The organism is Kitasatospora sp. NPDC018619, assembly GCF_044391605.1.
Lineage (GTDB): Bacteria > Actinomycetota > Actinomycetes > Streptomycetales > Streptomycetaceae > Kitasatospora.
The window spans coordinates 1-21,577 of record NZ_JBISAI010000021.1 but is presented as its reverse complement, the minus strand read 5'-3'; the positions used below and the strand labels follow the sequence as shown (position 1 = coordinate 21,577).

The 21,577-nt window shown below is 74.2% G+C and carries 19 protein-coding genes and 1 tRNA gene; 11 read left to right on the top strand and 9 right to left on the bottom strand.

Features of this window, described 5'->3' with window-relative positions; genetic code table 11:
* Nucleotides 1-351: 351 nt before the first annotated feature.
* From snpA to ACH5AR_RS27745, 3 genes are all read left to right on the top strand, one after another.
* A complete protein-coding gene (snpA, locus tag ACH5AR_RS27755) occupies nt 352-975 on the top strand; it encodes a snapalysin (RefSeq protein ID WP_396304248.1) in 624 nt (207 codons plus the stop codon).
* A gap of 260 nt (nt 976-1,235) precedes the next feature.
* Complete coding sequence (locus ACH5AR_RS27750; RefSeq protein ID WP_396304247.1) at nt 1,236-1,895, top strand: pentapeptide repeat-containing protein; 660 nt, start codon at nt 1,236-1,238, stop codon at nt 1,893-1,895.
* 190 nt (nt 1,896-2,085) lie between these two features.
* Complete coding sequence (locus ACH5AR_RS27745; protein ID WP_396304246.1) at nt 2,086-4,164, top strand: phosphocholine-specific phospholipase C; 2,079 nt, start codon at nt 2,086-2,088, stop codon at nt 4,162-4,164.
* A 60-nt stretch (nt 4,165-4,224) separates the two neighbouring features.
* On the opposite strand, the gene ACH5AR_RS27740 is transcribed toward ACH5AR_RS27745, so the two are convergent.
* The 3 genes from ACH5AR_RS27740 to ACH5AR_RS27730 all read right to left on the bottom strand — a co-directional run bounded on the left by ACH5AR_RS27740 (nt 4,225) and on the right by ACH5AR_RS27730 (nt 6,174).
* Complete coding sequence (locus tag ACH5AR_RS27740; protein WP_396304245.1) at nt 4,225-4,869, bottom strand: dihydrofolate reductase family protein; 645 nt, start codon at nt 4,867-4,869, stop codon at nt 4,225-4,227.
* Between the two features lie 277 nt (nt 4,870-5,146).
* Nucleotides 5,147-5,350, bottom strand: a complete 204-nt coding sequence (locus tag ACH5AR_RS27735; protein ID WP_396304244.1) for a DUF397 domain-containing protein — start codon at nt 5,348-5,350, stop codon at nt 5,147-5,149.
* On the bottom strand, nt 5,347-6,174 hold the full coding sequence (locus ACH5AR_RS27730) for a Scr1 family TA system antitoxin-like transcriptional regulator (protein ID WP_396304243.1): 828 nt from the start codon (nt 6,172-6,174) through the stop codon (nt 5,347-5,349). The genes ACH5AR_RS27735 and ACH5AR_RS27730 overlap by 4 nt, the downstream gene beginning before the upstream one ends.
* A 110-nt stretch (nt 6,175-6,284) precedes the next feature.
* On the opposite strand from ACH5AR_RS27730, the gene ACH5AR_RS27725 reads away from it, so the two are divergent.
* The 3 genes from ACH5AR_RS27725 to ACH5AR_RS27715 are packed head-to-tail and all read left to right on the top strand — an operon-like array spanning nt 6,285 to nt 7,062.
* On the top strand, nt 6,285-6,488 hold the full coding sequence (locus tag ACH5AR_RS27725) for a hypothetical protein (protein ID WP_396304242.1): 204 nt from the start codon (nt 6,285-6,287) through the stop codon (nt 6,486-6,488).
* Nucleotides 6,485-6,706: a hypothetical protein gene (locus ACH5AR_RS27720; RefSeq protein ID WP_396304241.1), complete on the top strand. Its 222-nt coding sequence runs from the start codon at nt 6,485-6,487 to the stop codon at nt 6,704-6,706. The genes ACH5AR_RS27725 and ACH5AR_RS27720 overlap by 4 nt, the downstream gene beginning before the upstream one ends.
* Nucleotides 6,703-7,062: a hypothetical protein gene (locus tag ACH5AR_RS27715; protein WP_396304240.1), complete on the top strand. Its 360-nt coding sequence runs from the start codon at nt 6,703-6,705 to the stop codon at nt 7,060-7,062. The genes ACH5AR_RS27720 and ACH5AR_RS27715 overlap by 4 nt, the downstream gene beginning before the upstream one ends.
* 283 nt (nt 7,063-7,345) lie before the next feature.
* On the opposite strand, the gene ACH5AR_RS27710 is transcribed toward ACH5AR_RS27715, so the two are convergent.
* Nucleotides 7,346-8,152 carry a phosphoribosyl-dephospho-CoA transferase MdcG domain-containing protein gene (locus ACH5AR_RS27710; RefSeq protein WP_396304239.1) on the bottom strand — a complete coding sequence of 269 codons (807 nt, stop codon included), beginning with the start codon at nt 8,150-8,152 and terminating at the stop codon, nt 7,346-7,348.
* Nucleotides 8,153-8,323: 171 nt separating this feature from the next.
* Between ACH5AR_RS27710 and ACH5AR_RS27705 the strand changes: the two genes are divergently transcribed.
* Nucleotides 8,324-8,536, top strand: coding sequence for a hypothetical protein (locus ACH5AR_RS27705; protein WP_396304238.1), 213 nt, complete (start codon nt 8,324-8,326; stop codon nt 8,534-8,536).
* Nucleotides 8,537-8,545: 9 nt separating this feature from the next.
* Here the strand turns inward: ACH5AR_RS27705 and ACH5AR_RS27700 are convergent, their stop codons facing one another.
* The gene (locus ACH5AR_RS27700) at nt 8,546-11,938 is read right to left on the bottom strand and encodes a S41 family peptidase (RefSeq protein WP_396304237.1); all 3,393 of its coding nucleotides are present in this window, start codon (nt 11,936-11,938) and stop codon (nt 8,546-8,548) included.
* A 15-nt stretch (nt 11,939-11,953) separates the two neighbouring features.
* Between ACH5AR_RS27700 and ACH5AR_RS27695 the strand changes: the two genes are divergently transcribed.
* Nucleotides 11,954-13,645 (top strand): chitinase, encoded by a 1,692-nt coding sequence (locus ACH5AR_RS27695; protein WP_396304236.1) that lies wholly within the window; start codon nt 11,954-11,956, stop codon nt 13,643-13,645.
* A 157-nt stretch (nt 13,646-13,802) separates the two neighbouring features.
* Nucleotides 13,803-15,047 (top strand): MFS transporter, encoded by a 1,245-nt coding sequence (locus ACH5AR_RS27690; protein ID WP_396304235.1) that lies wholly within the window; start codon nt 13,803-13,805, stop codon nt 15,045-15,047.
* Here the strand turns inward: ACH5AR_RS27690 and ACH5AR_RS27685 are convergent.
* From ACH5AR_RS27685 to ACH5AR_RS27670, 4 genes are all read right to left on the bottom strand, one after another.
* A complete protein-coding gene (locus ACH5AR_RS27685) occupies nt 15,044-15,673 on the bottom strand; it encodes a DJ-1/PfpI family protein (RefSeq protein ID WP_396304234.1) in 630 nt (209 codons plus the stop codon). The genes ACH5AR_RS27690 and ACH5AR_RS27685 overlap by 4 nt on opposite strands.
* A complete protein-coding gene (locus ACH5AR_RS27680) occupies nt 15,673-16,647 on the bottom strand; it encodes a GlxA family transcriptional regulator (protein WP_396304233.1) in 975 nt (324 codons plus the stop codon). Before ACH5AR_RS27680 ends, ACH5AR_RS27685 begins: the two co-directional genes overlap by 1 nt.
* A gap of 151 nt (nt 16,648-16,798) precedes the next feature.
* Nucleotides 16,799-16,872: transfer RNA gene (locus ACH5AR_RS27675), tRNA-Lys, on the bottom strand.
* Nucleotides 16,873-16,942: 70 nt separating this feature from the next.
* The gene (locus ACH5AR_RS27670) at nt 16,943-17,851 is read right to left on the bottom strand and encodes an NADP-dependent oxidoreductase (RefSeq protein WP_396304232.1); all 909 of its coding nucleotides are present in this window, start codon (nt 17,849-17,851) and stop codon (nt 16,943-16,945) included.
* Between the two features lie 160 nt (nt 17,852-18,011).
* Here ACH5AR_RS27670 and ACH5AR_RS27665 point away from each other — a divergent pair, with 160 nt between their 5' ends.
* Nucleotides 18,012-19,592, top strand: coding sequence for a Na+/H+ antiporter (locus tag ACH5AR_RS27665; RefSeq protein ID WP_396304231.1), 1,581 nt, complete (start codon nt 18,012-18,014; stop codon nt 19,590-19,592).
* A gap of 213 nt (nt 19,593-19,805) precedes the next feature.
* Nucleotides 19,806-21,467: a glucose-6-phosphate isomerase gene (gene pgi, locus ACH5AR_RS27660; RefSeq protein ID WP_396304230.1), complete on the top strand. Its 1,662-nt coding sequence runs from the start codon at nt 19,806-19,808 to the stop codon at nt 21,465-21,467.
* Nucleotides 21,468-21,577 lie beyond the last annotated feature (110 nt).

The window sequence follows — 21,577 nt, the reverse complement described above, 5'->3', positions numbered from 1 at the left end:
CGGGGGGGGGGCGCCGCCGCCGCGGGGGGGGGGCCCGGGCGGCGGCGGGGGGGGGGGGGGGGGGGGGGGCCCCCGGGGGCCGCCGGGGGCCCCCCCCCCACTCCGGGTACTTCCCCGGACGGAGCCTAGCTCCCGGCGGAACGGAATGCCAGGGGCACGATTGAGTCAAGGCGAGGAAAAGACAGCTCAAACCACTTCCATAGCAGGGGTATTGGACGGAGTTATCGCGGGTTGGCATCATCCGCGCGCCCACCGGGTTGCCCGAAGCTCTGGGGACACCACCCGTTGACCAGGTGTCCCCCCGGGCCGGCCCCCAACCGGCCACGGCACCTCAGGAACCGGAGCCCCCACATGAAGCGATCCGTGCTGTCCGCCACCCTCGGCCTCGCCCTCGCGGCCGGCCTCGCGGTGCTGCCCACCACTGCCGCCGCCGCGGCACCGGCCGCCCCGGCCGTGCAGGGCTACACCGCCTCGACGTACGCCGGCTCGGCCGCGGAGGCCGCGAACAACCAGGCCTTCTTCCAGGCCGTGATGGCCTCCGCCAAGGCCAAGCAGGCCGCCAACCCGGGCCTGGCGACCGTCACCGTCACCTATGACGCCAGTTCGGCCCCGTCCTTCCGCAACCAGATATCCCAGGCCGCGCAGATCTGGAACGGTTCGGTCACCAACGTCAAGCTGCAGTCCGGTTCGGCCGCCGACTTCCGCTACTACGAGGGCAACGACAGCCGCGGCTCCTACGCCAGCACCGACGGCCACGGGCGCGGCTACGTCTTCCTCGACTACCAGCAGAACCAGCAGTACAGCTCGGTGCGCGTGGTGGCCCACGAGACCGGCCACGTGCTCGGCCTGCCGGACCACTACTCCGGCCCGTGCAGCGAGCTGATGTCGGGTGGCGGGCCCGGCACGTCCTGCACCAACCCGTACCCGAACAGCACCGAGCGCAGCCGGGTCAACTCGCTCTGGGCGCGCGGCTGACCCTCGGGCCCGCCGGGTCGGCCCCGCCCGACCCGTCCGACCCGTCCGAGCGGTGATCCCCGGACCGGCCGCCCCGTCGCGGCCGGTCCGGGGCGTCGCCGGTTCCGGGCACCCACCGGTCCCGCGTACCCACCGGTTCCGGACCACTCACCGGTTCCGGACGTCGCCGGTCAGGGGCCCCGTCGCTCCCGGGCGTTGTCGGTGCCGCGTGCGAGCATGCGGCCGAGACCCGTACACCCCGACCGCCTGGAGCCACCGCCATGCCCCGATCCGCCCCCGACCGGCTCGCCGACCTCCCGTACGCCGAACTGCTGCGCCCGCACACCGGGCCGCTGCGCAGCGACGAGCGGTACGACACCGCGCACTTCGACGGCGGCGAGCACACCGACGAGTCGGGTGCCGGGGCGGCCTTCCTGGAGTGCGCCTTCACCGGTGTCGCCCTCAGCGGGGTCAAGCTGCGCCAGGCCCGGTTCAACGAGGTCTGGGTGCAGGCCGGGCGCTGGGTCGCCTGTGACCTGAGCGACTCCGAGTGGCAGGACAGCTCCTTCGTCGGCGGGGTGCTGGCCGGGGTCGCCGGGTACGGCTCGGCGCTGCGCCGGGTGGTCTTCCGGGGCTGCAAGCTGGAGGCGGTCAACCTGCGCTCGGCCGTCCTGCGGGACGTCGTCTTCGAGGACTGCCTGCTGCGCGACGTGGACTTCGGCGAGGCCCGGCTGACCAGCGTGTCCTTCCCCGGTTCCACCCTGGAGGAGGTCCGGCTGCGCGGTGCGACGCTGAACCGGACCGACCTGCGGGGCGCCGTCCGGCTCGGTCTGGCCGACGGCCACCAGGGGTTGCGCGGCGCCGTCATCAGCTCCACCCAACTGCTGGAGCTGGCACCCCAGTTCGCCCACGCGCTGGGGATCGAGGTCAAGGACCGCTGAGCACCCCGGCCGGGCACGTCGGCCCCTTCGTCCGTTCAGCCCGGCGTCGTTCGGTGACCACCGGGCGAACAGTCCGCCAAACCTGTCGCCGGTACCTGGTGGGCCGGCTCGACCGCGGTGGAGACTTCTCCGCGATCGATGGCCCCCACTTGTGTACACAACATCGCCAGCGAAGGGACGGACCGGGCTGATGGCCGAGTTGAGTCGTAGGAAGTTCGTCACGCTCTCCGGTGCCGCCGCGGCAGGCCTCGCCGTGGCGGGCGCCGGCGCCGCGGGTGCCGCCCAGGAGGCCGGGGCCGTCCCCGCGGCCACCGCCGCGCCCGGCACCACCGGCACCATCGCCGACGCCCGGCACGTGGTCGTCCTGATGCAGGAGAACCGCAGCTTCGACCACTACTTCGGCATGCTGCGCGGCGTGCGCGGGTTCGCCGACCGCACCGCCGTCCAGATCGCCGGGGGCTACAGCGTCTTCAACCAGCCCAACGGCCTGCTCGCCCGCCAGTACCCGTGGCAGTTCAGCCAGACCAAGCCGGCCGGCGGAGCGGACCCGGCGCGCCTCGCCCAGTGCAACGGGGACCTCTCCCACGGGTGGAGCGACCAGCACAAGGCCTGGAACGGCGGGAAGATGGACTCCTGGGTCGCCGCCAAGGGCAACGTCCGCACCCTGGGCTTCCTCACCCGCCAGGACATCCCGTTCCACTACGCGCTGGCCGAGAACTGGACGGTCTGCGACGCCTACCACTGCTCCGTGCTGAGCGCGACCGGCCCCAACCGCACCTACCACTGGTCCGGCCAGATCGACCCGTCCGGCGCCGCGGGCGGCCCGGCCTACGACGGCGGTGACGAGAAGGGCCTGCGCTGGCAGACCTTCGCCGAGGCGCTGGAGGGCGCCGGCGTCAGCTGGAAGGTCTACCAGAACGCCGCCGACAACTACGGCGACAACGCGTTGGCGTACTTCAGCCAGTTCTCCGGAGCCCCGGCCGGCAGCCCGCTCGCGGTCAAGGGCATGGGCTCGGTGCCCAAGGCCACCGGCCGGACACCGGACGACATCGCCGCCGCGATCAGGGCCGACGTACTGGCCGGGACGCTGCCGCAGGTCTCCTGGATCGTCCCCGACCAGGCCTCCTCCGAGCACCCGTACGCCACCCCGGCGGACGGCGCGCACTTCGTCCACATGGTGATCGACGCGCTCAACGCGGACCCGGACGTCTTCAACTCCACCGTCCTGTTCGTCAACTACGACGAGAACGACGGCTTCTTCGACCACGTCCCGCCGCCGGTCGCCCCGGCCGGCACCCCGGGCGAGTTCTACAACGGCACCAACATCGGCCTCGGCTTCCGCGTCCCGCTGATCGCCGTGTCGCCCTGGACCCGCGGCGGCTGGGTCAACTCCGAGACCTTCGACCACACCTCGGTGCTGCGCTTCCTGGAGGTCTGGACGGCCGCCCTCGGCAAGCCCGCCACCTGCCCGAACATCAGCGACTGGCGCCGCCGGGTGTGCGGCGACCTGACCAGCGTGTTCGACTTCGCCAACCCGGTCTACGGCCTGCCGGCGCTGCCCGACACCTCGCAGACCATCGGCCTGTCCGCCTGCGCCCCGCTGCCCAACCCGGCCCCGGTGAACAACCAGCTGCCGGTGCAGGAGCCCGGCACCCGGCCCGCGCGCGCCCTGCCGTACCAGCCGAACGCCAACCTCGACCACCTGGAGTTCGGCTCGGGCGGGGTCATGAAGGTCTGGATCGCGATGGACAACGGGGGCGCCGCCGCCACCAGGTCGGCGCACTTCGCGGCCTACGCCAACGCCTACCGCAGCGGCGGGCCCTGGCAGTACACGGTCGACCCGGGCGGCAGCACCAGCGACTTCTTCAACTGCGGCACCAACTTCGGCGGCGGGCCGTACGACCTGACGGTGATCGGCCCCAACCGCTTCCTGCGCCGCTTCAAGGGCGACGCCACCAAGGCGGGCAGGAACGCCGCCGTCACCGCCTCCTACGCGGTCGAGCCGGGCACCGGCAAGCTCGCGCTCTACTTCAGGCTCGCCAACTCCGGCAGCACCCCGGTCACGTTCACGATCGCCTCCAACAACTACCGTACGGACGGCCCCTGGACGTACCAGGTCCCGGCCGGCGGCAGCGTGAGCGACTTCTTCAACGCCGTGGCGTACAACAACGGCTGGTACGACTTCACCGTCACCGTGGACGCCGACAGCAGCTGGTCCCAGCGTTTCACCGGCCACCTGGAGACGGGCGCCCCCAGCGTCACCGGCTGACGCCGCCCGGGCTGCGCGGCCCCCCTGCCCGTCGGAGCGGGCAGTGGGGCCCGCGGCGCGTCAGCGGCGCCAGAACAGGTGGTGGGTGACGCCGCTCGGGCTGGGGACGACCTCCAGGTGGAAGCGGTCGAGGAGGTCCTCGGGGGAGTCCCAGAGCTTCAGGCCGTCGCCGAGCTCCACCGGGGACACCGCGACGTGGAGGGTGTCCACGAGGTCGGCGTCGAGGAACTGGCGGATGGTGGTGACCCCGCCGCCGAGGCGGACGTCCCGGCCGGCGGCGGCCTCCCGCGCCTGCGCGAGCACGGTGGCCGGATCGCCGTCGACGAAGTGGAAGGTGGTGTCGGAGAGCGTGAAGGACGGCCGGGGGTGGTGGGTCATGACGAACACCGGGGTGCGGAACGGGGGCTCGTCGCCCCACCAGCCCCGCCACTCCTGGTCCTGCCAGGGGCCGCGCTGGGGGCCGAACTTGTTGCGGCCCATGATCTCGGCACCGATGTCGCGGGCGAAGTCCCGGGTGAAGTAGTCGTCCAGGCCCCGGCTGCCCCCGGGGTCGGTACGCATCGGCCAGCTCGCGGTGGCCCCGGCCCAGGCGAAGAGCCGTTCCGGCCGGTCGAGGCCGAACGGCAGCTCGAAGCTCTGCGCCTCCCCGGCCGCGACGCCGTCGCTGGAGACGTTGAAGTTCATGACTCTGAGCAGTTGTTCCATGGCTGGGGCTCCTGTCGCGTGACCGTGCAGCGGGGCGCCGCACACCCTGACGTCGGAGCGGACACGGCCGTCTTGACATCCCCCCGGGATTTTCTCCGGACGGTACCCGGAGATGGCCCGCGGCGGGGAGCCGGGCGGCCTCGTCGTCCAGCCGTACGGAGCGGCCGTCGGGTCCGACGGTGAGGCCGAACCGCTCGGAGCCACGGACCTCCCGAACGGCGCCGTGGCGGTGATCCCGTCGGCCGGGCAACGGCCCGTGTGGCCGCTGCGGGCCGGGTCAGTCCGTGCCGAACCGGCCCGCGCGGACGGCGGAGACGAAGGACTGCCAGGCGTCGGTGGGGAAGACCAGGGCCGGGCCGTCCGGGTCCTTGGAGTCCCGGACGGGGACGGCGCCGGATGCGACCAGGTTCCCCGCGACCTCGACGCAGTTGCCTCCGTTGCTGCTGTACGAGGACTTGAACCACTGGGGTTCGGCGGTCACGGCAGTTCCTCCCTTAGCCGGTTGATCAGGGCCACGGACGCGGCTTGCGAGTGCGCGCCGGCCTGTAGCTGATAGTAGGCCGTGAGCATCGGTGGCACCGCGCCGCTGTCCCGTTCCAGGTGTCCCTGGTGTGCCGATTCGGCGTAGGACATCAGGGAGCGGTCCGGAAGGGTGATGATGTTCACCGGGAGATCGAACGCGCGCTCCTCGCCGATCGCGTACGGCGCCACCTGGAGCACGGTGTTGGGCATCGCGGCGAAGGCCACGAGTGCGTCGAGTTGGGCGGCCATGGTGCTCCGCCCGCCGACCGTCCGCCGGAGGCAGCTCTCGTCCAGGACGGCATGGATCTGCGGCGGGGACTCCCGGCGCAGGATCGCTTGGCGACGGGCGAGGTAGGCGACGCGTTCGTCCGCCTGCTCCTCCGTGATGCTGCCGCGCCGAACGGCGCCCGCTGCGATGGCCCTTGCGTAGTCCGTGGTCTGGAGCAGCCCCGGCACGATGCCCAGGTCAAACAGTCTCAGCTCCACCGCCCTGGACTCGTGCGCGACGTACTCCGGGAAGCCTTCGAGGATGGTCGACGACTTGAGGTCGCGCGACTTGCGGGAGAAGTGGTTCTCCAGTCCGAAGGCTTTGTCAAGTTCGCGTGACAGACGGGCGGTTGGGGGGCGTCGACCAGTTTCGACGGCTGACACGTGCGTCGGTGAATAGCCGATGGCATGTGCCAGTTCTTCCTGGGTCCACCCCTTCGCCTCGCGTGCGCTGCGGACCTCCGCGCCGAACTTGGCGGCAGGAGACGAATCGGGGTCCAGCTCAACCTTGTTCACGAGTGCTGACCCACTCTCCCCAAGCAGAAATGACAGGTTGAAGGACTTCGTAGTCTAGACGAAAGTGGCAGCCCTGGGTAGTCGATGCACTACGGAACGGAGTTGCCGCCATGGCGCGCAGGAAGACCCCCGCTGTTCCCCTCTACCGCCCCCGCGTCGGCGAGTCGGTCACCGATCTGACGACCGGCCAGACCGTCGTCTACATGGACGCCCGGGGCGGCCTCGCCTACGTCCGTCCGGTGGGCGGTGGGCTGGAGCGGACCGTCGACCCCGACCGCCTCCGGCCCCTCCCGACCGCCTCCGACGCGCGATGACCGCCGCCCGCGGCTCCTGCCCCGCAGCGGACTGCGGGACGCCGGTCGACCTGCTCGCCGACGCCAACGCCGCCGGGCAGACCTGGAACTGCCCGACGTGCGCCCGGTGGGGCGTCGCCTGGTCCCCCGAGTACCTCGCCGGCCAGCCCTTCGAAGAACCGCTGGTGGTCCTCGGCCGCCACCGGCTCCGGTACCAGCCCCCGGACGACGACCTGTGACCCCGCCCTCGCGGCTCGTCTTCCTCGGCCGCACCGTCCTCGCCCTCGTCCGCGAGCCCAGGACCACCTGGTCCTGGCTCTGGGGCGGCTACCTCCAGTTCGCGCCACCGGTCCTCTGGTTCAGCCCCCGCCGCCGCGAGACGGTCGCGGCCGTCGCCCGGCTGCTCGCCGACGAGCGGCACCTGCGGGAGACGTGCACCGAGGCCGCCTGGGAGGCCCTCCACGCCGAGCTGGCCGAGGCGACGGACCGGCTTCGGCGGGCGACCGTCCTCCACGCCCTGACCCGCGAGCTCGCCGCCCCGCCCCGCCGCCGTCCGGCGGGCTCCGGCTCCCGACCGCCCAACCGCCGCGCCTGACCCGCGCGGCCGGGCAGCACCGCCGACACCACCGGGAAGACCATGACCTGCTGCCACTGCCCGCAGCGCGGCGCCGGCGGCTGCGTCGAGGACCTCGGCCTGCCGCCCCGCTTCGGCTGGTACATCCACCACGACGGACGCAGGGGCGCCCTCCTGCGCCGCACCAGGAAGCACGACCCCCTCACCGGCACCGTCCTGCGCACGGCCGTGACGTTCGAGTGCGTCGACCCGGACGGGAAGCGCGCCACCTGGTCGCTGGCCTGCGCCGGGCCCGCGCCGCCCGTCAGGCGTACGGCCCCCGGGGGAACCAGGGGTCGTGCACCTCCCGCGGCCCGTCCGGGGTGAGCAGGGTGAGGCTGTGCGCGCCGGAGGCGTACTCGGCGAGCTGGACCGAGCCGTGCCGGGTCTCCACTTCGGCCTGGACGGGCACCGGCAGCTTGGTCAGCGCCCGGCGCAGCTGGAGGGCGTCGCGCCGGCTGATCGGCTGCGGGGAGCGGAGCACCAGCCGCAGCGGGCTGAGCGGTCCGGCCACCGGCACGCCGGTGCCGAGCTCGTAGCCGACGGCGCCGATCGGCCCCCAGGGCAGCCGGTGGTCCGCGACCAGGCGGCCGACCTCCGGCAGCAGGGCCAGGGCGGGGATGCCGGCCAGCCGTTCGGGGGCCAGGCGTGCGCGCCGCTCGGGGAGCTGTTCGGGCCGCAGCGTCCGGGCCACCGCGGCCCAGGGGGCGAGTGCGTCCAGCCGTTGGCCGGGGCGCGGGCCGCGCACGGTCACCGGGAACCACAGTTCCGGCGCCGCCTCCGGATCCCGGGTGCAGCGCTGGGGGTGCGGCAGGTCCACCGGGCTGCCGACCACCGCGGGCGCCCGGCCGACCGTCACCCAGGGGTGCGCCCGCAGCACCGACCGCGCCCAGTCCGGCAGCTCTCCGCCCGCGAGGGGCCGCAGCGAGCTGGGGCACTGCATCAGCAGCAGGTCGTGGGTGCCGGGCAGCCGCCCGTCCAGCGCGGCCAGCGGGCCGACCCGTCGGCGCGGTCCGTCGTGCGGGTCCTCGGCGGCGCGCCGGGCGGGACTTCCGGGGTGTACGACGGTCACTGCGGGCTCCAGGGGTGCGTGGATGTCACCGACGGTTGCCAATCTCCGCCCGGGCGCGGGCCCGCCGCTACGGCCCTTGGGCGCGACCACCAGGGACCAAAGGCTCAAGGTGCGTCCGTCCGGCCCCGGTGTGAGAGTGGGGGCAAGCCCGGCGTCCCGTTTGGAGGAGTCATGGGCATCTTCGACAGGCGGTTCAACCGCCCGCAGCAGGAGACCACCGGCCCGCAGTCCGCCCAGCGCGCGGCCCTCGCCCACGACGAGGGGGCCGACGCGTACGGCGACGAGGTCGAGCGCACCCGGGAGCAGCAGGAACGGCGCGCCCAGGAGGAGGCCGACCGGCGCGCCGCCGAGAACATGACCTCCGAGGGCGATCCCTGGGGCTGAGCCCCGGGCTCACCTCTCCCGGGGCGGCAGCGGGGGGCGCCGCAGGTCCGGCCGGGGGGTGTCGGCGGGCGGGGGCGCCGCGGCGGGCGCGTCCTCCAGCAGGTCCAGGGCGAGCCGGACGGCGGCGACCAGCTCCGGGTGGCGCCCCCGGGCCCAGTCGCGCGGGGTGCGCAGCACGTGCACGTCCGGTTCGACCCCCCGGTTCTCCACCGACCAGCCGAGCCCGCCGCCGAACCAGGAGGCGTTCTTCGGCACCGAGATCTGGGTGCCGTCGCCGAGGGTGTGCCGCCCGCTCATCCCGACCACCCCGCCCCAGGTGCGGGTGCCGATCACCGGGCCCAGCCCGAGCAGCTTGATCGCCGCGATGATCACGTCGCCGTCCGAGCTGGTGGCCTCGTCGGCCAGCGCCACCAGCGGGCCGCGCGGCGCGTTCCGGGGCCAGCGCACCGGGTGGCGGTCCCGGGTGAAGTCCCAGGCCAGGACGGGCCGGGAGAGCTTCTCCAGGACGAGCTCGGAGACGTTGCCGCCGGCGTTGCCGCGCACGTCCAGGACGAGTGCGGGCTTGTCCAGCTCGCGCCGCAGGTCGCGGTTGAACTGCGCCCAGCCGGAGCTGCCGAGGTCCGGGATGTGCAGGTAGCCGCACCGCCCGTCGCTGTACTCCCGTACCAGGGAGCGCCGTTTGGACACCCAGTCCTGGTAGCGGACGGGCCGCTCGTCGGTCAGCGGGGTGACCACGATCCGCCGCACCGGGCCGTCCGGGTCCCCGCGCAGGGCCAGTTCGACGGTCGTGCCACCGGTGCCGGCCAGCAGCGGCAGCGGCCCGAGCAGCGGGTCCACCGGGCGGCCGCCGACCTCCAGGATCTCGTCGCCGTCGCGGACGCCCTGGGCGGCCAGCGGGGCGCGGGCGCGCGGGTCCGAGGTCTCGCCGGGCAGCACCCGGTCGACCAGCCAGCGGCCGTCGGGGGAGCGGTGGGCGTTGGCGGCGAGCAGGCCGAGCGGCTGCTGGACGAGGGTGGGGCCCTCGGCGCGGCGGGAGGGGGTGACGTAGGCGTGCGAGGTGCCCAGTTCGCCGAGGAGCTCGCGCAGCAGGTCGGCGAAGTCGTCGGGGGAGCAGACCCGCTCCAGCAGCGGCTCGTACTGGGCGACCAGCGCGGGCCAGTCCAGGCCGGACATCCGCTCGTCCCAGAACTGGTCCCGGACGATCCGGGCCGCCTCGTGGTAGGCCTGGCGCCATTCGGCGGCGGGGTGCACGGTGTGGGTGATCCGGTGCAGGTCGACGGTGGTTCCGGCGGCGGGGGCGGCGACCGGGAGGACCCGCAGCGTCCCGGCCGAGTAGACCGCGATCGAGCTGCCGTCCCCGGAGACCGCGTAGCCGTCCAGCCGGTCGACCAGCGTGCTGCGCACGCCCCGGGCCAGGTCGAAGTGCTCCAGTGAGGGGCGCCCCGAGGTCTCCTCCGGGCTGGCGAAGGTCTGTCCGAGGGTGCCGGAGATCGGCCAGCGCAGCCAGACCAGGCCGCCGCGCACCGCGTCGGTGGCCGAGTACTTGGAGGCGATGACGGGGAACTGGAGCAGCCGCTCGCCGATGCCCTCCGGGTCGACCCGGACGGTGCCGTCGCCGTCGCCCGGCGCGGGGCCGTCCTCGGCCGGGGCGGCGAACGGCGAGGGGGTGTCGGCGGCCAGCGGGACGAGGTACGGGCGGCAGCCGACCGGGAAGGAGAGGTCGCCGGTGTGCACGTCGTGGACGGGGTCGAAGCCGCGCCAGGACAGGAAGGCCAGGTAGCGGCCGTCCCGGGTGAACACCGGCTGCTCGTCCTCGAACCGGCCGTCGGTGACGTCGGTGGTCGCCGCCGGCGCGTCGGTGCGGGTGAGCCGGATGCGGCGCAGCGAGCGCCCGGCGACCGGCTCCGACCAGGCGATCCAGTGCGAGTCGGGGGAGAAGCGGGCGCTGGAGACCGGCCCGTAGCCGGAGGCGGCCAGTTCGCGCACCCCGCCGTCCTCGGCGGAGACCAGCAGCAGCCGTCCGTCCGAGGTGGTGGCGGCGAGCCGGCCGCCGTCCGGGGAGGCGGTGAGCTCCAGCACGCGGCCGATCCGTCCGGCCGCCAGCACCCGGCGGCGGTGCCTGCGGCCGGCGCCGTCGTGCCCGGGCAGCGGCACCACCTCGATCGCGTCGGCGCCCTCGGCGTCGGTGACCCAGGCCGCCTCGCCGGTGTGCCCGAGCACCACCGGCAGCCGGGTGCGCACCCCGGGGGTGTCGGCGAGGGTGCGGGCCGGGCCGTCCTTGTGGGTGAGCCAGTACTGGCTGCCGCGCACGGTGATCACCCCGGCGTGGCCGGTCCGGTCGCAGGCGAGGTCCTTGACCTGGCCGGCGGCGTTGACCTGGTACGGGCGGCGGCCGGCCCGGGCGCCGCCGAGCGGCACGTGCAGCCGGCGCGGGGCGGGGGCGTCCAGGCCGTCCAGCAGCCAGAGGTCGCCGGCGTGCTGGTAGACGATCCGGGTGCCGTCGGTGGCGGCCTCGCGGGCGTAGTAGGAGGCGTGGTCGGTGTGCCGGCGCAGGTCGGTGCCGTCCGGGCGGCAGGAGTAGACGTTGCCGATGCCCTCGTGGTCGGAGAGGAAGGCGATCCGGTCGCCGACCGGCATCGGGGCGGCGAGGTGGCCGGTGTGCTCGGGCAGGATCCGTTCGCCGTCCACCCAGAGGCGGCCGGTGGCGCCGCCCCGGTAGCGCTTCCAGGCGGCGGGCTCGTGCGGGGCGGCGCCGGTGAGCAGCACGGTCCGCTCGCGGCTCATCTGGGCGTCGCCGACCGGCCCCCAGGGCATCCGGCGGCCGGGGGAGCCGTCCGGCGGCAGGGTGTGCGCCCAGGTGTAGTGGCCGAAGGGCTCGTGGTACGAGGTGACGGCCAGCACCTCGCCGTCCGGCAGCCAGCCGCGCACCCGGGTGTCCAGGCTGCTCCAGTAGCTGAGCCGCCGGGCCTGGCCGCCCTCGACCGGGGCGGTCCACACCTCGGGCGCCGGGCCGAGCCAGCTGGTCCAGGCGAGGGTGGCGCCGTCGGGGGAGAAGCGGGGGTGGCTGACCCGGGTGCGGTCGCAGCCGACCCGCCAGGCCCGGCCGGTGCCGGTGCCGTCGGCGTCCAGCGGGGCGATCCAGACGTCGTCCTCGGCGGTGAAGGTGAGCAGGCCGCCGTGGAGGTGGGGGTAGCGGAGGTAGCCGGGCGGGGTCACCCCTCCATCCTTCGACGGGGTATCACCCCCGGCAACCGGAGGATTCGGGAACCGGTCTGGACCATTGACACCGCCCGGCCGGATCCACTTCAGTGGTCTAGTCCAACTTGGGCGCCAGAGCGGGCCGTTCCCCCCACGTGGCGCGTGCTCCGGCGTGCCCTCGGACGTCCCCCACGACCGCGCCATCGCAGGAGCACCCGCATGCGCAGAACCCTTCCCGGACACCGCCGTGCCGCGATCGCGGCCGGCACCGCCTCCGCCGTCGCCGCCGCCACCCTCGTCGGGGTCACGCTGGGCCTGGCGCCCGCCGCCTCGGCCGGCGAGTTCCTGACCAACGGCGGTTTCGAGTCCGGCTCGCTCGGCCCCTGGAGCTGCACCGGCAACTCCGGCAGCGTCGTCACCACCCCGGTGCACAGCGGCAGCCGGGCGCTCGCCGCGGCCGCCACGGCCGGCGACACCGCCCAGTGCAGCCAGACCGTCACCGTCACCCCCAACACCACCTACACGCTCAGCGCCTTCGTCAACGGCTCCTACGTCTACCTGGGCGTGGACGGCGGCGGCCCGAGCACCTGGACGCCGGGCACGGGCGGCGCGTACCAGAAGCTCAGCGTCGCCTTCACCACCGGCGCCAACCAGACCAGCGCCACCGTCTACACCCACGGCTGGTACGGCCAGGGCACCTACTACGCGGACGACGTCTCGTTGGACGGCCCGGGCGCGCCCAGCCCGACGCCCACGCCCACGCCCACCGCCACCGCCTCGCCGACCCCGACCGCCTCGCCCACCGCGACCGGCACCCCGACCGGGACTCCCACCGGGACGCCGACCGGCACGCCGACGGGCACCCCGACCGGCACCCCCACCACCCCGCCGGCCGGCAGCCACGCCCTGGTCGGCTACCTGCACGCGAGCTTCGCCAACGGTGCCGGCTACACCCGGATGGCCGACGTCCCGAACTCCTGGGACTTCATCGACCTGTCCTTCGGCGAGCCCACCTCCGTCACCTCCGGCGACATCCGCTTCAACCGCTGCCCGGCCACCGAGTGCCCGACCGTCGAGTCGGACGACGAGTTCAAGGCCGCCATCGCCGCCAAGCGGGCCCAGGGCAAGAAGGTGCTGATCTCGATCGGCGGCCAGAACGGCCAGGTCCAGCTGACCAGCACGGCCGCCCGGGACACCTTCGTCAGCTCGGTCTCGGCGATCATCGACAAGTGGGGCCTGGACGGCCTGGACATCGACTTCGAGGGCCACTCGCTCTCCCTCAACACCGGTGACACCGACTTCAGGAACCCGACCAGCCCGGTGATCGTCAACCTGATCTCCGCGCTGAAGACCCTCAAGGCCAAGTACGGCCCGGGCTTCGTGCTGACCATGGCGCCGGAGACGTTCTTCGTCCAACTCGGCTACCAGTACTACGGATCCGGCCCCTGGGGCGGCCAGGACCCGCGCGCCGGGGCCTACCTGCCGGTCATCCACGCGCTGCGCGACGACCTCACCCTGCTGCACGTCCAGGACTACAACTCGGGCTCCATCATGGGCCTGGACAACCAGTACCACTCGATGGGCGGCGCCGACTTCCACGTCGCGATGACCGACATGCTGCTCAAGGGCTTCCCGGTGGCGGGCAACACGAACAACGTGTTCCCGCCGCTGCCCGCCTCCAAGGTCGCCATCGGCATGCCGGCCACCACCAACGCGGGCAACGGCTACGTCGCCCCGGCCGAGGTGAACAAGGCGCTTGACTGCCTCACCAGGCTGGCCAACTGCGGGACGTACGTGCCGCGTTCGGGGGCGCAGCCGAACCTGCGCGGGCTGATGACCTGGTCGATCAACTGGGACCGGTTCGGCGGGCAGGAGTTCTCCAGGAACTTCAACGGCTACTTCGGCCGCTGACGGGCCGGGGCCGGCCGGATGCTTCCGGCCGGCCGGTTCCGGCCTACGGGTGCCGGCCTGCCGGTTCCGACCGTCCGGGACCGGCAGGATGCGGCTTTCGACCGCCCGCGGACCGTGCTTGAACCTGACACCGGTGTGAGGTCCAAGCATGGTCCCCATGGCGACCACACGACCCACCACCACTCCGCTGCCCTCCACGCCCTTCCCGCTGCCCGCCCTGCTGGCCCTGGCCACCGCCGTCTTCGTCACCGCCCTCACCGAGAACCTGCCCGCCGGCGTGCTGCCCGGGATGAGCCGGGCGCTCGGGGTCGGCGAGTCCGCGGCCGGGCAGACCGTCACCGTCTACGCGGTCGGCTCCGCGCTCACCGCGATCCCGCTCAGCGCGGCCACCGCCGGCTGGGGCCGCAAGCGGCTGCTGCTCACCGCGATGGCGGGCTTCGCGGTGGCCAACACCGTCACGGCGGTCTCCACCGACTACCCGCTCACCCTGGCCGCCCGCTTCGTCGCGGGCGTCGCGGCCGGCCTCGCCTGGGCCCTGCTGGCGGGGTACGCCCGGCGGCTGGTGCCGGTCGAGCAGCAGGGCCGGGCCATGGCGGTGGCGATGGCGGGCGTGCCGGTGGCGCTGTCGCTGGGAGTGCCGGTCGGCACCTTCCTCGGGCAGGCACTCGCCTGGTGGGTGCCCTTCCTGGCCATGACGGCACTGGCGCTCGTCGTGATCGGCTGGATCGTGGCCCTGCTGCCGGACCAGCCCGGGCAGCCGACCGGTGACCGGGCGCCGGTCCGGGGGGCGCTCGCCGTGCCCGGCGTGCGCCCGGTGCTCACCGTGACGGTGCTCTTCGTGCTCGCGCACACCCTCCTGTTCACCTACGTCGCGCCCTTCCTCGACCGGGCCGGCCTCGGCGGCGCCACCGGCACCGTGCTGCTGGTGTTCGGACTGGCCTCGCTGGGCAGCGTCTGGCTGGTCGGCGCCCACATCCACCGCCGGCTGCGGCAGCTGACGATCGGCGGCGCGCTGCTGGTCGCCCTGACGGCGGCCGTCCTCGCGGTGGCCTCCGGCAGCACGCCGCTGGTGTACGCCGCGGCGGCGGCCTGGGGGCTGGGCTGGGGCGGCGCCCCGACCCTGCTCCAGACCGCGCTCGGCGACGCGGCCGGGGAGCGGGCGGACGCCGCCCAGGCCGTCCTGGTGACGCTGTGGAACGCCGCGATGGCGGGCGGCGGCGTGCTCGGCGGACTGGTCCTCGGCGGCCTGGGCACCGGCGCGCTGCCCTGGACGGTGCTCGCACTGGTGCTCCCCGTCCTCGCCGTGGCCACCGCCGCCCGCCGGCACGCCTTCCCCCCGGTGCGCGGCGAGGTGCGTGCCCCGACGCCGCGCACCCGGCGAGAACTGTCAGACACGCCCTAGTCCTCCAGCAGGCGCTTCACCGCCTGGACCACCTCGGGGGAGGCCTTCGAGAGCGCGCCCGACGCGTACGGCGGCTGCGGGTCGTACTCGATCAGCAGCTGGATCGCCTGCGCGGCGGTGTCCCCGGCGATCCGGCCGGCCAGCGTGAGCGCGAGGTCGATCCCGGCCGAGACCCCGGCCGCGATCGCGTACTTGCCGTCGATCACCACCCGCTCGTCCCCGACCGGCTCCGCCCCGTAGCGGGGCAGCTGGTCGAGGACGCCCCAGTGGGAAGTGGCCCGGCGGCCCTCCAGCAGCCCGGCGGCGCCGAGGATCAGCGAGCCCGAGCAGACCGAGGTGGTCCAGGCGGTGGTCCCGTCCACCCGGCGCACCCAGTCGAGCACCGCCCGGTCGGCGAGCTGGGCCCGGGTGCCGGGGCCGCCGGGCACCAGCAGGACGTCGGCCGCGTCCACCTCGTCCAGGGCGGCCTCGGCGGTGACCGACAGGCTGCCGACGTCGTTGCGCACCGGCCCCCGCTCGGCGGCGGTGAAGACGACCTCGGCGCCGGGGAGCCGGGACAGCACCTCGTACGGGCCGACCGCGTCCAGGGCGGTGAAGTCGGGGTAGAGCAGGATGGCGACGCGCATCAGGGACCTCCGGTGGGTTCGGGTCGGAAGCGGCGGCGGTACTCGGCGGGCGGGGCGGCCAAGGCCCGGACGAAGGCGCGCCGCATCGCCTCCGGGGTGCCGTAGCCGCAGGAGCGCGCGATCTCCTCGACGCCGCGGTCGGTGTCCTCCAGCTGCCGCCGGGCGGCCTCCAGCCGGACCCCGTCCACGTACCGGCCCGGGGTCACCCCCACCTCGGCGGCGAAGGCCCGGGCGAAGTGCCGCGGCGACAGCGCCGACCGGGCGGCCAGCGCCTCGACGGAGAGGTCGGCCTCCGGGTGCTCGGCGATCCACCGCTGCACCTCGCGCAGCGGCCGGCGGGTCGCCACCTGGGCGGCCAGCTGGGTGCTGAACTGGGCCTGGTTGCCCGGCCGGCGCAGGAAGACCACCAGGTGGCGGGCGACCAGCAGGGCCGTCTCCCGCCCGAGGTCCTCCTCGACCAGGGCCAGGGCCAGGTCGATCCCGGCGGTGACCCCGGCCGAGGTGGCGATCCGCCCGTCCCGGACGTGGATCGGGTCCGGGTCCACCTCGACGTCGGGGAACCGCCGGGCCAGCTCCTCGCCGTAGGCCCAGTGGGTGGTCGCCCGGCGCCCGGCCAGCAGTCCGGCCTCCGCGAGCAGGAAGGCCCCGGTGCACACCGACACCACCCGCTCGGCCCGTCCGGACAGCTCCCGGATCCGGGCGACCAGCGCCGCGTCCGGCCCCGTGGTGCCCGTCCCGCCGGGAACCAGCAGGGTGTGCACCGGCCCGACCTCCGCCAGGTCCGCGTCCGGCAGCAGCCGCAGTCCGCTGTGGCAGCGCACCGGGCCGCCGCCGGGGGAGGCGGTGGTCACCCGGTACGCCCCCGCGGGCCGCCCGGACGCCCGGTCCGCCCCGGCGAACACCTCCAGGGGGCCGGTCACGTCGAGGCTCTGCACGCCGTCGAAGAGGACGATGACCACGCTGCGCGCTCTCATACGGCCAGCCTCCCAACGGGGGGCGGTGGCAGCAATGACGTGTTTCCCACCATTCCTGCCACCACGGGCGGGGAGGGGGCGGGCGGCCGCGCGGGCGGGCGGGGAACGCCGGAAGGCCCCCCGCTCTCGCGAAGGGCCTTCCGGCTGTCTGTGCGCCGCCAGGGACTCGAACCCCGGACCCGCTGATTAAGAGTCAGCTGCTCTAACCAACTGAGCTAGCGGCGCCTGCTGACGTGGAGAACATTACCTGGTCAGCGGCTGAAACTCACAATCGGCCGGATCGGGGCCCGGGGGCTCACAGGGTGAGCACCACCTTGCCCCGGACGTGCCCGGCGCCGACCAGCCGGTGCGCCTCGGCCACCCGCTCCAGCGGGAAGGACTCCGCGACCTCCAGCCGCAGCCCGCCGGCCTCCCAGAGCGCCACCAGTTCGGCCAGCCGCCCGGCCGTCCGCTCGCCCCGCAGCCCCCGGACGCCCAGCCGCTCGGCGCCCGGGTAGTCGACCACGGTGCCGATCCGGCCCCGGTCGGCGACCAGCTCGACGGAGGCCTCCAGGGCGCCCCGCCCGGCGGCGTCGAAGGCCGCCGTCACCCCCTGCGGCGCCGCCGCCCGGACCCGCTCGACCAGCCCCTCGCCGTACGTGACCGGCACCGCGCCGAGCTCCCGCAGGTACCCGTGGTTGCGCTCGCTCGCCGTGCCGACGACGGTGGCGCCCCAGGCCCGGGCCAGCTGGACGGCGACCGTGCCGACCCCGCCCGCGGCGCCGTGCACCAGCACCGTGTCGCCCGGGCCGACCCCCAGCGCGGTGAGCGCCAGGTGCGCGGTCTGGCCGGAGGCGGAGAGCGAGCCGGCCTGCTCCCAGGGCATCCCCGCGGGCTTGGCCACCAGCCGGTCGGCCCCGACCACGACCCGGTCGGCCTGGCAGCCCAGCACCCGGAAGCCCAGCACCTCGTCCCCGACCCGCCAGCCGTCGGCATCCGGCCCCAGGGCGTCCACCACCCCGGCGAACTCGTTGCCGAGGACGAACGGCACCTCGACCGCCGGCCCCGGCGGGCGGAACCCCTCGCGGATCGCCAGGTCCACCGGCTGCACCCCGGCCGCGTACACCCGCACCCGCACCTCGCCCGGCCCCGGCAGCGGGTCCGGCACCTCGGTGACCCGCAGGACCTCCGGACCGCCGTCGCCCGTCACGGTGACTGCCTTCATGCCCGTTCCCACCCCTCCTCGACTCCTCCGACGCCGACGATCATCGGACCTGAAGTGCACTTGAGGTCAAGCCCTTGTTCGGCGTGTCGACACCGATGGGCGCATTGTCAGATTTATCCTGGGCGGCGCTCAGCCGTCCGTCGTCGAGAGGAACCTCCCCGTGGGCCAGCTGCCCCTGTTCTTCCTGGTGCTGCTCGCCTCCGTGGTGACCATGCCGCTCGGGCGGAAGACCGGAGTGCCACAACCGGTGCTGATGACCCTGCTCGGCATCGTCATGGCACTCGTCCCGCAGATCCCGGACGTCAGCATCGAGCCCGAGCTGATCCTCCCGCTGGTCCTGCCACCGCTGATCTTCGCGGTGGCCCGGCGCTCCTCGGTGCGCTACTTCAAGGCCAACGCCCGCTCGATCCTGCTGCTGGCGGTCGCCCTGGTGGTGGTCACCACGGTCGCCGTGGCCGGCACCGTGCACTGGCTGCTGCCCACCCTGCCGCTGGCCGCCGCCATCGCGGTCGGCGCGCTGGTCTCCCCGCCCGACCCGGTCGCCGCCGTCGCGGTGGCCGGCAGCATCGGGCTGCCCCGCCGCCTGGTGGCGATCCTGGAGAGCGAGGGGCTGTTCAACGACGTCACCGCGATCGTCATCTACTCGCTCTCCATCGAGGCCATGGTCAGCGGCGACTTCTCGGCCGGCGACGCGGTGCTGCGCTTCGTGCTGTCCGCGGTGCTGGCCGTGGTGGTCGGCGTCGCGCTCGGCTGGGTCAACACCAAGCTCGCCGAGCGCCTGGACGACCCGACCCAGCAGGTCGCGCTCAACCTGCTGGTGCCCTTCGCCGCCTACACCGTCGCCGAGGAGATCCACGGCTCCGGCGTGCTCGCCGTCGTGGTCTGCGCGCTGTACCTCGCCGAGCGGGCCTCCGACGCGGACGCCGTCTCCTACCGGCTCGTCGGCAACGCCTTCTGGGAGGTCGTCGAGATCCTGATCACCGGCGTCGCCTTCGGCCTGATCGGGCTGGAGCTGGCCACCGTGCTCAAGGAGGCCGGCCGCGGCTGGACCGGCTTCCTCGGCGACGCCGCCGTGGTCATCGCCGTGGTCGTCGGGGTCCGGCTGCTCTGGCTGCTGCCGGCCGGCTGGCTGTCGCAGAAGCTGCGCTCCGGCGACGACGAGGACACGCCGTTCAGCTGGAAGGAGAGCGTGATCCTCTGGTGGTCCGGCATGCGCGGCGTGGCCACCGTCGCGCTCGCGCTCGCCATCCCGCTCACCCTGCACTCCGGGGAGGACTTCCCCGAGCGCGGCCGCCTGGTGTTCATCGCCTTCAGCGTGGTGCTCTTCACCCTCCTGGTGCAGGGCCTCACCCTGCCCTGGCTGGCCAAGCGGCTCGAACTCGACATCGACCAGGACAAGCACGAGCAGGCCGTGCGGCAGCTGTGGTGGCGGGCCGCCAAGGCCGGGCTCAGGCGGCTCGGCGAACTGGAGGAGCAGGACCGGCTGCCCGCCGAGGTCGCCGACCGCCTGCGGGACCGTCAGCACGACCGGCTGGCCCGGCTCTGCCCGGAGAACTACGCCGCGGAGGAGGCCGCCGAGGCCAAGCTGCGGATGTCCCAGTGGCGGGCCGCCCGGGAGGTCGAGCAGGAGATGATCGCCGCCTCCCGCCGCGAGATGCTCGCCGCCCGCAGCGACGGCGCCGATCCGGAGCTCGTCGACGAGGTGCTGCGCGGACTGGACCTGCGGTCCGAACGGAAGTGACGGGCCGTCCGCTCCCGGGGGCGCACCACCCGCGCCCGCCGGGCGGAATGTGCGCGACCGCGCCCGGGGTTGCATAGGCTGAACCCGGGCAGGCCGTCAACGGAGTCGGCGCACCACCAGTACCCGCACGACCTCGCGCCCAGGCCCCCGCGGCCTGGCCCCTCACGCCTGGCCCTGCCGGTTTCTGCACCCAGATGAATCGAGGACCCACCGATGTCGGAGACCCGCGCCGACGCCCGTACCCCGCTGGACCGCACCCCGCAGTGGGCCGCCCTGGCCAAGCACCGCGCCGAACTGGGCGACACCCACCTGCGCGAGCTGTTCGCCGCCGATCCGCAGCGAGGCCGCCGTTACACCCTCCAGGTCGGCGACCTGCACGTGGACTACGCCAAGCACCTGGTCACCGACGAGACGCTGGAGCTGCTGCGCGAGCTGGCCGCCGCGACCGGCGTCGCCGAGCTGCGGGACGCGATGTTCCGCGGCGAGAAGATCAACAACACCGAGCACCGGGCGGTCCTGCACACGGCGCTGCGCGCCCCGCGCGGCGCGGTGGTCGAGGTCGACGGCGAGAACGTGGTGCCCGCCGTGCACGCCGTCCTCGACCGGATGGCCGCCTTCGCCGACCGCGTCCGCAGCGGCGACTGGAAGGGCCACACCGGCAAGCCGATCCGCACCGTCGTCAACATCGGCATCGGCGGCTCCGACCTCGGCCCGGCGATGGCCTACGAGGTGCTCCGCTCGTACACCAAGCGCGACCTCGACGTCCGCTTCGTCTCCAACGTGGACGGCGCCGACCTGCACGAGGCGGTCCGCGACCTCGACCCGGCCGAGACGCTGTTCATCGTCGCCTCGAAGACCTTCACCACCATCGAGACCATCACCAACGCCGTCTCCGCCCGGGACTGGCTGCTCGACGGCCTGGGCGCCGGCACCGAGGCGGTGGCCAAGCACTTCGTCGCGCTGTCCACCAACGCCCGGGGCGTGCAGGACTTCGGCATCGACACCGCCAACATGTTCGAGTTCTGGGACTGGGTGGGCGGCCGCTACTCCTACGACTCGGCGATCGGCCTCTCGCTGATGATCGCCATCGGCCCGGACGCCTTCCGCGAGATGCTGGACGGCTTCCACCTCGTCGACGAGCACTTCCGCACCGCCCCGCCGGAGGAGAACGTCCCGCTGCTGCTCGGCCTGCTCGGCGTCTGGTACGGCGCGTTCTTCCACGCCCAGGCGCACGCCGTGCTGCCCTACTCGCACTACCTGTCCAAGTTCACCGCCTACCTCCAGCAGCTGGACATGGAGTCCAACGGCAAGTCGGTGACCCGCGACGGCACCCCCGTCGACTGGCAGACCGGCCCGGTGGTCTGGGGCACCCCCGGCACCAACGGCCAGCACGCCTACTACCAGCTGCTGCACCAGGGCACCAAGGTCATCCCGGCCGACTTCATCGGCTTCGCCAAGCCCGTCGCCGACCTGCTCCCGGGCCTGGTCGCCCAGCACGACCTGCTGCTGGCCAACTTCTTCGCCCAGACCCAGGCGCTGGCCTTCGGCAAGACCCCGGAGGAGGTCGTGGCCGAGGGCGTGCCCGCCGAGCTCGTCCCGCACAAGACCTTCAAGGGCAACCACCCGACCACCACCATCCTGGCCGGCGAGCTGACCCCCTCGGTGCTCGGCCAGCTGGTCGCGCTCTACGAGCACAAGGTGTTCGTCCAGGGCGCGATCTGGAACATCGACTCCTTCGACCAGTGGGGCGTCGAGCTGGGCAAGGTGCTCGCCAAGCGGATCGAGCCGGTACTGCTCACCGGCGAGGGCGCGGAGCAGCTGGACAGCTCCACCGCCGAGCTGGTCGCCCGCTACCGCGCGCTGCGCGGCCGCTGATCCCCGGTCGGGGGGGGGGGCGCCGGGGGGGGCCCCCCCCGCGCCCCGCCCGCCCGCCGGCCCCCCCCGGCGCCCCGCGGGGGGGCCGCCCGCGGCGGCCCCCGGCGGCG

Coding starts and splice junctions, on each gene's coding strand:
- ACH5AR_RS27720 (WP_396304241.1), top strand. CDS start 6,485: ATGACCGCCGCCCGCGGCTCCTGCCCCGCAGCGGACTGCGGGACGCCG.
- ACH5AR_RS27750 (WP_396304247.1), top strand. CDS start 1,236: ATGCCCCGATCCGCCCCCGACCGGCTCGCCGACCTCCCGTACGCCGAA.
- ACH5AR_RS27690 (WP_396304235.1), top strand. CDS start 13,803: ATGGCGACCACACGACCCACCACCACTCCGCTGCCCTCCACGCCCTTC.
- ACH5AR_RS27745 (WP_396304246.1), top strand. CDS start 2,086: ATGGCCGAGTTGAGTCGTAGGAAGTTCGTCACGCTCTCCGGTGCCGCC.
- ACH5AR_RS27695 (WP_396304236.1), top strand. CDS start 11,954: ATGCGCAGAACCCTTCCCGGACACCGCCGTGCCGCGATCGCGGCCGGC.
- ACH5AR_RS27670 (WP_396304232.1), bottom strand. CDS start 17,851: ATGAAGGCAGTCACCGTGACGGGCGACGGCGGTCCGGAGGTCCTGCGG.
- ACH5AR_RS27740 (WP_396304245.1), bottom strand. CDS start 4,869: ATGGAACAACTGCTCAGAGTCATGAACTTCAACGTCTCCAGCGACGGC.
- ACH5AR_RS27705 (WP_396304238.1), top strand. CDS start 8,324: ATGGGCATCTTCGACAGGCGGTTCAACCGCCCGCAGCAGGAGACCACC.
- ACH5AR_RS27680 (WP_396304233.1), bottom strand. CDS start 16,647: ATGAGAGCGCGCAGCGTGGTCATCGTCCTCTTCGACGGCGTGCAGAGC.
- snpA (WP_396304248.1), top strand. CDS start 352: ATGAAGCGATCCGTGCTGTCCGCCACCCTCGGCCTCGCCCTCGCGGCC.
- pgi (WP_396304230.1), top strand. CDS start 19,806: ATGTCGGAGACCCGCGCCGACGCCCGTACCCCGCTGGACCGCACCCCG.
- ACH5AR_RS27700 (WP_396304237.1), bottom strand. CDS start 11,938: ATGGCGCGGTCGTGGGGGACGTCCGAGGGCACGCCGGAGCACGCGCCA.
- ACH5AR_RS27725 (WP_396304242.1), top strand. CDS start 6,285: ATGGCGCGCAGGAAGACCCCCGCTGTTCCCCTCTACCGCCCCCGCGTC.
- ACH5AR_RS27685 (WP_396304234.1), bottom strand. CDS start 15,673: ATGCGCGTCGCCATCCTGCTCTACCCCGACTTCACCGCCCTGGACGCG.